This is a genomic window from Clostridium sp., assembly GCF_040797585.1.
Taxonomy (GTDB): Bacteria; Bacillota; Clostridia; order Clostridiales; family Clostridiaceae; genus Clostridium_Z.
Window position 1 is genome coordinate 1 of record NZ_JBFNEO010000161.1, and the last position, 6,746, is coordinate 6,746.

Consider the following 6,746-nt stretch of genomic DNA (forward strand, 5'->3'; position numbering starts at 1 on the left):
CTTGAAAATAGTGTATATAATTAAACAAATATGGGCTCTCTTTCTTTGAAATCTACTACCTTTGCATAAGCGAGGGCTACATTATGATATAAGAAATAGTATTTATATAGAGGTTTTATAAAAGTTTGTCTCGGAATAAAAACATTAATAATCAGGGTGATTAAATATAAAGTCTAGGATTTTTATAACAAAGTTAATATAAATATGTTATTATTATTTATATGACAATCAGGTTTGTGAGGTGAGAGTATGGCTAAAACTGGAGAGAAGAATAATAAGACTTTAGCTGAGAATAGAAAAGCAAGGCATGACTATTTTGTAGAAGAAGCCTTTGAGGCAGGAATAGAGTTAGTAGGAACGGAAGTAAAGTCCATAAGAGCAGGTAAGGCTAATTTAAAGGATTCTTATGGTGAAATAAGAAATGGAGAACTATTTATAAGAAATATGCATATAAGTCCCTATGAGCAAGGAAATATATTTAATGTAGATCCTTTAAGAGATAGAAGACTGCTTATGCATAAGGAGCAAATTTCACAGCTTACTGGAAGAACAGCTCAAGAAGGATATACTTTAGTACCATTATCTTTATATTTAAAGAATGGTAGAGTAAAGGTTGCCCTTGGAGTAGTTAAGGGTAAGAAGAATTATGATAAGAGAGACTCTATGCTTGAGAAGGCACATAAGAGAGACATAGAAAGAGAAATGAAAAATAAGTATAGATAAGGAATACCTAACTTAGGTGTTCCTTATTTTTATTATCAAAAATAAATAACTAGGAGATATGAAAGTGTATAAACAAAGATTAAAAAAAGAATTTAAGGAAAAGTTAAGCAAGTCAGATGTTACATATATTAAAAATAACTTTATCTTTTTAATAAAGTCATCAAAACAAGTTGATTTTTTAGTACGAACGTACTATACTAATAATATAGTACGTTCGTACTAAAAAGGAGGTAAAAAGGTGAATAGGAAACAACATATTATTGATGCCACAATTGAATTGATTATGCACTTAGGGTTTTCAAACTTTTCCGTAGGGAAAGTTGCAAATAAAATTAATGTAAGCAAGGGGGTTATAACCTACCATTTTCCCACAAAAGAATCTTTATTGCAATCTGTAGTAGTCAACTATTACGAGGAGGTTGCTAGATATATGGAGAAACATATAAGACTTGATAAAGGTTCCATCGACACTTTAAAAAGCTATATTGAGTCCTGTTTATATTTTTCAAGCGAAAATAAGAAAGAAACAATAGCTATAGTAGATATTGTATTAAACAGCCGTACAGAAGATGGGGAAATTCTCTTCAAACAAGATGATAATAGCATATACCAACCTTTAATTGAAATATTTAAATATGGTCAAGAGGTTGAAAGAGTTTTTAGAGATTTTTCACCAGAATTTATGGCAAGATGCGTTAGAAGTATTATAGATTCTACTAGTCTTGCAATTGCAAAAGACGAAATTAAGGATGTAGATGAAGCTATCCGAGAGGTAAAAACAATCTTTGAGTCAGCTACAAAATTAGAATAAATTGGAGGAATAAAAATGAAAGTATTTTTAAGAATTTTAGCAATGATATTATTGGTTTTACCAGCACAGCATTTAATAAGAGGACTATTGCCAGGTATTTTGGGAAATGGCTATAAACTTGAGATATTTAACCTTAATAACACAATGGTTATAGTTATTTCAATGATTATGCTAGCAAGTAGCATTTATTTATTTCATATAACTGAACCGTTTTTTAACAATAAAAATTGATAGTATTTCTGGAAGCTTCCAAATTCTTTTATGGGTTTTAATTCATAATATTTTTATATGGCGAAGTAGAAGTAAAAGTTATTAATAACAAGAAAGTAAAAGTTAGCTTGTATCTTAAATTACCATGTAAAATAAGATATAGGCTAACTTTTATGCAATAAGTCTATGGATATATACTTTTAATAAGAACAGTGTTGATTATTATGCAATTAACTTACTACAGATTATATTTATAATCTACTCTAAACAAGATTTCACATAACATCTGTTCTGATAACAATTTATTCAATTTACAGATAAATTTACTAATTTTACTCTTAAATTTATAAAAAATACCTATATAACCCATTTAATGTAAACGGAATCTATTTATTATGTTAATATTAAGAACGTAAATCAATTGATAAGATATATCAAAGAAGGAGGGAATGGTATGAATAAAAAGGTAATAGCAATTGTTGCATTTATTGTGGCAATGGCAGTATCCACAAGTGTATATGCCTTAAATGGAAATAATAGTGGAGATACTGCGGTTACAGTTAAGCCTATTGAAACTTCTTTAGGTGATGATAACTCTTTAAATCTTATAACAAATCCATCTAATCCATGGGAGAATAATGGAGGAAATGCTAGCAGCAGTAAAGGGAGTAATGAAGAGAATAAAGCTACTATAAAGACTAAGGTAGCAAGTAGTAACATAATAAATAAGGCTAAATCTAGAATAATGGAAGTTCATTTTGTTTACTATGGAGTTATAGTTCTTAAGGATGGAGATATTAATAACTGTAAATTCTATATAGATGGGGAAGAAGTAACACCATCTAAGGTAAATAAAGAAGGAACTATAGTAAAGATAGAACTTGGAAAGAAAGACTCAAGAACATTAAAGGTTGTAAAGGGAAGTGTTGAAGATACAACTACACTTAGATATAGATAAAAAAAGTTTATCTTATGGCTACCAATTATAATAGCCTCGTCCTCTTAAAAGATAGGGGATAACAGTTGCTACGCTCTATATTAACTCATCTAACTTTAAGATGGTGGAAAAAACCTCATCTAAAGGAAGACTCGTTCTATATAACTAAAGAGCTATATAAAAAAATCACCCAAGTGGGATAATATAAAATTTCGGAAATTAATTATAACACAGTAGAAAAATAAAGGAAAGGAGAATGGATATGATAAGAAAATCTAGTTATATAAAAGCTCTAGCTATAGGTATAACTCTTACATTTTTATATGGAGTAAATGCAAAGGCAGCCCCAACAGAGCTATATGGATATAGAAAAATGAGTATTTATGATTTTCATGAAGGTAGCTATGATAAATATGGAAATATTAGATATATGCCAGGTGGATCAGAGTTTTCCACTACAGGAAATAATAAAGTGGGGGGAAAGATAGGTACCACCACTACAGCAGGTATTAAAGAAAAATCTACAGCTAAAACTCAAGCAATAGTTAGACCTAAGAGAAGTACAAAATCTGTAGATGTAGTATCCTCTGCAAGCAATAAAGAAGGTGAGGGTGGAGGAAGCGACGTAGTAACAGGTGCATCTGGAGGATTTGTGGCAGCTGATGTGGTATTTGACTTTAACATGCTATCCAATGCATTCATTTTAAAGGATTTAGGATATGATATACCAGAAGCTAATAAAATAATAGATATATTCAATACTACAACTAGAACTCATATAGGGAAAAGGGGAGTATTAGATTTTCTAGTAGATTATGAGGATTATCTAGAAAAAGCAAATAATGCTTTTTATGATGATGAGTATTTAAGTTTTGAGGACTATATAAAATCTAATGATTATAAAAAGAGAAATTACCCTTATAAGGTTAAACATGTATTAGAGGATGGAGGATTTGGAGAGCAAATGGACCCAATGGAAGTCAATAAAAAAGATTCTCCAAAGGTAAATACAGACTTAAAAAATAATATTAAGGGAAATAAAGTAGAGCTTAAATTTAAGGAAAATCAAGATTGGGCAAATAACATAGAAAGTATAAGAGTAGGAAATAACCTTCCAGAAAAACTTATAGGAGATTATGTTAAGGTCGAAAAAGACAAGCTTATAATAGATAGTAATGTACTAGAGCTTGGTAACAATGCTCTTACTATAAAATCTAAGGGGTATAGAACCATATATGTTAATCAACCTATCTATAAAGGTAAAGTTAAACCAGAAGTTAAGAGTAGTAACTTATTAGGTGAAGATATAAAAATAACTAAGGTTACAGAGGATTATATTAAGAGTCTTAAGTCTGTAGTGATAAATGGTAAGACTTTAGATAATAATAACTACTATTATTCAAAGGAAGAGAATATCCTTGTTATAAAAAAGGATACCTTTGATGGAGTAGGAGTATATAGTATAACTTTAAATAATCAGCCAGAATATGAAAACGTAACCTTAACCACAGTTATAAATAGAGGTAATAAAGAAGGGATAAGTTTAGTACCTGATATTACTAATAATTTTCATGGAGACATCCTAGAACTTCCTATAGAAAACTATAGTGAAGACTTAAATGGAAAAATAAAAAAAATATATGTTGGGAAGTATCTATATAATTCTAACAAGATCAATATAAAGGATGGTAAACTTATAATTACTCCAGAGCTTTTAAAAGGCCAAAAAGGAAAGATTCAAATAAAAATCATATTAAAAGATAGAAGTGAAATAAGTGCTATTCAAGTAGTTGAAGAAAATAAGGAAATACTTAAGGCACCTAAGCTTAAGGCGGAATCAAGAGAAGTTGGACAAGATATCTATTTAGATTTTGATAAAAATGAGAAGTGGGAAAAATCCATATATAGTATAAAGCTTTTGCCTACTTTAGGTGGTGGAAGTCTTGGTACTGATATAGAATATAAAATACAAGATGGAAGAATCATATTAAGATATGACTCCAATGTATTTAGAAGAAATGGATTATCTAAGGTTAGAGTTTTTGCAAGTGGCTATGAACCAGAGGATGTTATGGTAGAGCTTAAAAAAGATCATCCAACCTTCCTATTACCATATCCTCCAAAGGTTAATGAAGAGTTTGTAATTCAAATGACTCAGAAAACTCAAGATAGTGATTGGAGCGTAAATTTAAAATCAGTAACCTTAGATGGAAAACCTCTTGAAGAAAATAAGGATTTTGATCCTATGATAACAGGAATTAAGTTCTTAAAGAACTCTATAACTACACCTGGGGATCATAAGTTAGTAATAAAATCTACAGGATATAAGGATTATGAAGTAGTTTTAAAAATTAGAGATATTAATGGAGACTTAGTAAATCCTATAGAAGTTGATAAATTAATCTTTAAAGATACAGTAGTTAAGGGAAAAGATTTTATTATAGAAACCTCTCAAAAGAGTTGGCTTGAAAATATAATTCAATGTGAGTTAAATGGGGTAGCTCTTAAAGAAGGCGATTTTGAAATAAAATATAATAAATTTATAGTAAAATCTCATAATATAACAAAAGATGGGGAGAATGAATTATTTATAAGGTCAAAGAATCACAATAAGGTAAAAATTAAGTTTAATGTTAAAAATAATATGAGGCTTAAAAATGGTCCTATTATAGAGGGAATAACCCAAGGTAATATTGCATCCAAGGATATAGAATTAATCTTTAATGATGATGAGGCTTGGAGAAACTCTGTAAATAATATAAAAATAAATGGAGTTAATCATTCCTTAAAACAAGTTCATTTAGAAAAGGGTAAGATAATATTCAAATCAGGGCTTTTAAAGGATGGATTAAACAATATAGTAATAGAAGCTAAGGGATATAATAATGTTAGTTTTGTTCAAGAAATAGGAAAAACTATACCAGAGAAGGTATCCATTATATTAAAGGATATAAAGGTAGGAGAGAAGTTAACATTAAATTATGCTTATGGCTTTGAATTTAATGTGGAGAAGATCACTGTAAATGGACAAGAAGTAGACATTAAGAATAATTGTGAAAGAACCATGGCTGGAGACTTATATATTAACACTAAGGGAGAATTATTTAAGGAGCCAGGAACCTACTCTGTAGTTATAAAAGCTAAAGGCTTTGCTGATAAGGAATTCATCATAAATGTTACAGAAAAGCCTAAGGATGATAATATAGATGATGGAAAAAAGGAAGATGAAGATAATAAAGGCTTAAAAGAAGCACCTTCTAATGTGTCTCTATTTATGGATAATATAAATCTAGGAGATAAGGTAAGAGTAGACTATGCAAGAGGCTCTGGCTATAAGGTGGAGAAGGTTCTAGTAAATAATAAGGAGATAGATATAAATAAGGATTGCTCCTTTGACTTCCTTGGAATGATGAGAATTAATGAAGACATCTTTAATAAGGAAGGTGAATATACTTTAGTATTAAAGGCAGAAGGATTTAAAGATAAAGAGTTCAAAGTTAATTTTAAGAATAATAAAAAGATAGAAGATAATAAAGAAAAGCCTAAGGATGAAATAAAACCAGGGGATAATAATAAGGAAGAAGATAAAGAAAAAGAAACTCCTAAAATAGAAGAAAGTAATTTAAAAGAAGTTCCTCCTAATGTATCTTTATTTAAAGAAGAGCTAGTTTTAGGGGAGGAAGTACGAATAGATGCAGTAAAGAGATATGATTATACTGTAGAAACTATCTTAATCAATGGAGAAGAAATAGACTTTAAAAACCTTTGTACTCTAGATTTCTTAGGGAATGTTAGAATAAGTAAAGAGGCATTTAAAGGCTTAGGAGAGCATACTATAACTCTTAAAGCAAAGGGATTTAAGGACAAAGAGTTTAAGGTTAATATAGTTGAAGAAATAAAATAAGGATAAGTAACCTTATATAGAGAAACTACATGATAATTGAAACTAAATCGCCAGTTACTATTATTTAAGACGTATTCAAAGGTTGAGTTTTGGTGTGGCGGAATAATAATAAAGATCACCCTATTAAGTAGAGGTAGTTAAAAGCTACTTTAAGATCTACT

Annotated in this window: 5 protein-coding genes; all 5 read left to right on the forward strand. The window is 29.5% G+C overall.

The window, feature by feature from the left end:
• Nucleotides 1–249 precede the first annotated feature (249 nt).
• The 5 genes from smpB to AB2369_RS10130 all read left to right on the forward strand — a co-directional run bounded on the left by smpB (nt 250) and on the right by AB2369_RS10130 (nt 6,585).
• On the forward strand, nt 250–723 hold the full coding sequence (gene smpB / locus AB2369_RS10110) for an SsrA-binding protein SmpB (RefSeq protein WP_367666357.1): 474 nt from the start codon (nt 250–252) through the stop codon (nt 721–723).
• Nucleotides 724–961: 238 nt separating this feature from the next.
• On the forward strand, nt 962–1,534 hold the full coding sequence (locus tag AB2369_RS10115) for a TetR/AcrR family transcriptional regulator (protein WP_367666358.1): 573 nt from the start codon (nt 962–964) through the stop codon (nt 1,532–1,534).
• 15 nt (nt 1,535–1,549) lie between these two features.
• Nucleotides 1,550–1,765 (forward strand): hypothetical protein, encoded by a 216-nt coding sequence (locus AB2369_RS10120; protein ID WP_367666359.1) that lies wholly within the window; start codon nt 1,550–1,552, stop codon nt 1,763–1,765.
• A 433-nt stretch (nt 1,766–2,198) separates the two neighbouring features.
• Nucleotides 2,199–2,702, forward strand: coding sequence for a hypothetical protein (locus AB2369_RS10125; protein ID WP_367666360.1), 504 nt, complete (start codon nt 2,199–2,201; stop codon nt 2,700–2,702).
• Nucleotides 2,703–2,943: 241 nt separating this feature from the next.
• A complete protein-coding gene (locus tag AB2369_RS10130; protein ID WP_367666361.1) occupies nt 2,944–6,585 on the forward strand; it encodes a hemoblobin-interacting domain-containing protein in 3,642 nt (1,213 codons plus the stop codon).
• Nucleotides 6,586–6,746: the final 161 nt, after the last annotated feature.